This window comes from Curtobacterium sp. B8 (assembly GCF_000333315.1).
Taxonomy (GTDB): domain Bacteria; phylum Actinomycetota; class Actinomycetes; order Actinomycetales; family Microbacteriaceae; genus Curtobacterium; species Curtobacterium luteum.
On the sequence record NZ_BACW01000005.1, the window covers coordinates 1 to 3,888 of the forward strand.

Genomic DNA, 3,888 nt, shown 5'->3' on the forward strand with positions numbered 1-3,888 from the left:
CCTCCAGGCCGTCGTCCGGTGGGCCGGGGAACCGCGGCCGGCACCGGTTGCGGGTTTCCGTATCCGCACCCGAGGGTCCGCAAGCGGCCCCGCAGCGCATTGACCGGCCATCCCGGCGACGCGAGGGTTGAGGCACAAGGGGGAGGACCCGCCCTCTTCGCCATCCCGGCGGCGTCGTACCCGCGCCCCTGCCGGACCGCGGACCCCGCGTCCGCGCCACGTCCGAACGCACCGAACACGGCAACCTGAACCCGTTAGAAGCACGTCCAATGCCCGCCAACACCGTCCGACCCGCAGACCCCCGGGTCTCCGTCGTCATCCCGGCACGGAACGAAGCCCGCACCTCGAGATCATCCTGCCCAAGCTGCCCCCGGTGTACGAGGTGATCCTCGTGGACGGCAACTCGGTCGACGACACCGTCGCGACCGCGCAGCGGCTCATGCCCGACATCCGCGTGGTGCACCAGACCCGCAAGGGCAAGGGCAACGCCCTCGCCTGCGGGTTCGAGGCCGTGACGGGCGACATCGTCGTGATGTTCGACGCCGACTGCTCCGCCGACCCCGACGAGATCCCGCGTTTCGTGCAGGCGCTGACGGACGGCGCCGACGTCGCCAAGGGCACCCGCTACGCCCTCGGCGGTGGCAGCGACGACATCACGATCGTCCGCAACCTCGGGAACCGCGGACTCAACATCGTCTGCAACGCCATCCTCGGAACCCGCTACAGCGACCTCTGCTACGGCTACAACGCCTTCTGGGCGGACACCCTGCCGGCCATCGGGCTGCTGTCGTCGACGCTCCCGAAGCCGACCGACGGGTCGATGCTGTGGGGCGACGGGTTCGAGATCGAGACCGTGCTGACCTGCCGCTGGTCGGCCGCGGACCTCCGCATCGCCGAGGTCGGCAGCCACGAGAAGCTGCGAGTGCACGGGGCGAGCAACCTCAACGCCGTGACCGACGGCATCCGCGTGCTGACGTCGATCATGCACGAGCGCCGTCGCGCGTCGCAGGCGAAGAGCCGTGCACGTGTCGCCGCCGCCGCACTCACGCTGCCGGCGCCGGTCTCGCCGATCGACGCGCCGACCGGCGAGATCACGGCACCCGTCAGCGCCGCCACGGAGCCGGCCGTCGTCGACGCCCGCGCGCTCGACGGGGACCTCGCGTGACCAGCGTCGCCGTCGTCATCTGCGCCTACACGCAGCTGCGGTGGGGCGACCTGCAGGACAGCGTCGAGTCGGCGAAGCGCCAGCCCGAGCACCCCGAGGTCGTCGTCGTGATCGACCACGAGCCCGAGCTGTACGCACGGGCGAAGGCGCGATGGCCCGAGCTGCGCGTCGTCGAGAACGCCGAGGACCGCGGTCTGTCCGGCGCCCGGAACACGGGGGTCGCGCTCACGGACGCCGACGTCGTCGCGTTCCTCGACGACGACGCCACCGCGGACGACGACTGGCTCGGACACCTCCTCGCCGCGCTCGAGGACCCGGAGGTCGTCGGCGTCGGCGGACGCGCGACGCCGTCCTGGCCCGACGCGACCGGCTCCGGTCCGTACTCCGACGAGCTGCTCTGGATCGTCGGCTGCAGCTACGCGGGCCTCCCCGAGACCGCCGGCGACGTGCGCAACGTCATCGGCTCGAGCATGGCGTTCCGCCGCGAGGCGGTCCTCGCCGCCGGTGGTTTCCGCTCCGGCATCGGCCGGGTCGGCAACCAGCCGCTCGGGTGCGAGGAGACGGAGCTCTGCATCCGGCTCGCGCAGGCCCGGCCGGGCACCCGGATCCGGCACGAACCCCGGTCGAACGTCTCCCACCGCGTCTCCGCGGACCGGGTCACCGTCCGGTACCTGCGGCGCCGCAGCTACTACGAGGGCATCTCGAAGGCCGTCCTGAGCCGTCGTGTCGGCACGGGCGACTCCCTGTCGAGCGAGTCGACGTACCTCACCCGGGTGATCCCCGGGGCGATCGCCCGTGAGCTGCGGGCAGTCGGCCGCGGAGGCGGCGTCCGCGCCGCCGCCATCGTCCTGTCGGTCGCCTCGACGATCACCGGGTACGCGGTCGGCCGGCTCCTCGGCGGCGTCGTCGTCAGCGCACCCGTCACCCCCGCGGTCCGCCAACCGATCGGCACACCATGACCAGGACGACCCTCAACCGGGTGCTCCGCCCCGTCGTCGACACGTCGCTCGTGCCGACCTGGGACGGCGCCGTCTGGATCGGCGAGGTCGACCGCGCCGAACTCCACGGCGGGGGCCACCGCGACGCCGTCGGCCTCGCCGGCGCCGAGGGCTACCGGCGCGCACGACTCCTCGTGCGCGACCGGGGCGAGCCCGTCGGCTTCGTCGAGGCGGAGGTCACCGACCGTCGCCGCGTCGGACCCTCGATCGAGCTCCGCACCCTGGAGCGTGCCGTCCGGCACATGCCCACCCCGGAACGACGTCCGGCCGCTGATCAGGCGTTGCCGTCCGTCACCGTGGTGCTCTGCACGGACGGGGACGCGGGCGCGACCATGCGCTCGGTGCTGGCGTCGCGGGGCGTCGAACTCGACGTCGTCGTCGTCTCGACCGGCGCCGACGGCGACGGCCGCACCGAGATCGGCGGCCGGACCGTCACGACCGTGCCGGCCCCGGGCGGCGGACTCGCCGCGGCCCGGAACGCCGGACTGCTCGCCGCGACCGGCGACGTCGTCGCCCTCCTGGGCAGCGGGGCCGTCGTCGACCCGGACTGGGCGGCCGCCATCGCGGCGCCGTTCCTGCAGGACGACGACGTCGCCTGCGTGACCGGCCTGGTGCCCACCGCCGAGATCCGCACCCCGGCGCAGCGCTGGCACGACGAGCACACGCCGGCGGCGCGGACGATCCGGCGGCGGGTGTTCCGCCGCGAGGACGAACCGGCCGACGCGCCCCTGCACCCCTTCGCCGCCGCCGCGTACGGCACCGGCGCCAACCTCGCCGTCCGCCGCCGTGCCGCGCTCGCCATCGGCGGGTTCGACACCGCATTCGGGCCGGGGACCCGCGTCGGCGGCGGCGACGACCTCGACCTCTTCACCCGACTGCTGTTCGCGGGTTCCGCGATCGCCGTCGAACCCGCCGCGATCGCCTGGTGGCGCCCCGCGGACGACTCCTCGTCGCTCCGCCGCACCGCCGCCGCGCACGGCCACGGACTCGGAGCCTGGATGACCAAGAACGCCCTCGACCGCGACACCGTCGCCGCGACCGTCGACACCGTCCCCGATGCCATCGCCGCGTTCGCGCGGCTCGGACTCGAGCAGGGCGACCCGGTCACGGAGCTCGGTGGCGGGCGCGGACGTCGCGTCGCCGGACGGATCCCGAGCGGGGCCACCGCGGTGGCGGCGTCCGGCGCGAGCGCGGTCGACCCGGGGCCCGCCTCGGTCGAGGCCGCTTGGACCGACACCGCCCGCCGACTGCGTCGCGTCGAGCGGCGCTCGGTCGTGACGGCGCCGTTCCTCGCGCTCGCCGAACGCCTCGGGGGAGCGGGCACGATCGACCGCACCAGCCGGGGACGGCACGAGCTCGCCACGGCTGCTCCCGCCCCGGTCGCGACCGGGGTGATGGGACCTGCCGCCCGGCTCACCGCCGCGGCCCTCGTCGTCGTCACCTTGCTCGCTGCTGCGATCGGTGCCGCGTTCGACGTCCCCGTGCTGCGCGGTTCGGCCGTCGGCGTGTTCCTGTTCGCCGTCGTCGGGATCGCCCCGATGCTGCTGCTGCGCCCGATGCCCCTCGCCCGGTTCACGCTCCTCGCGGTGTCGACGTCGATCGTCGGCACGATCGCGATCGGCTACACCATGGCCACGGCCGGCCTGTGGGCACCCGTGGTGCCCTTCGCCGCCGTGGTGCTCCTCACCGCGATCGCGGTCGCCACCGCCGTGCCGCGCGACCTCC

The 3,888-nt window shown here is 74.4% G+C and carries 3 protein-coding genes; all 3 read left to right on the plus strand.

Annotated features, from left to right (window positions below; translation table 11 throughout):
* The first annotated feature begins 373 nt into the window (after nucleotides 1-373).
* Nucleotides 374-1,165, plus strand: a complete 792-nt coding sequence (locus I59_RS18725; RefSeq protein WP_261976469.1) for a glycosyltransferase family 2 protein — start codon at nucleotides 374-376, stop codon at nucleotides 1,163-1,165.
* The gene (locus I59_RS00050; RefSeq protein WP_022902116.1) at nucleotides 1,162-2,124 is read left to right on the plus strand and encodes a glycosyltransferase family 2 protein; all 963 of its coding nucleotides are present in this window, start codon (nucleotides 1,162-1,164) and stop codon (nucleotides 2,122-2,124) included. The genes I59_RS18725 and I59_RS00050 overlap by 4 nt, the downstream gene beginning before the upstream one ends.
* Nucleotides 2,121-3,888: glycosyltransferase family 2 protein (locus I59_RS20505; RefSeq protein WP_049976487.1), on the plus strand; the 1,768-nt coding region annotated here is incomplete at its 3' end. The genes I59_RS00050 and I59_RS20505, both read left to right, overlap by 4 nt.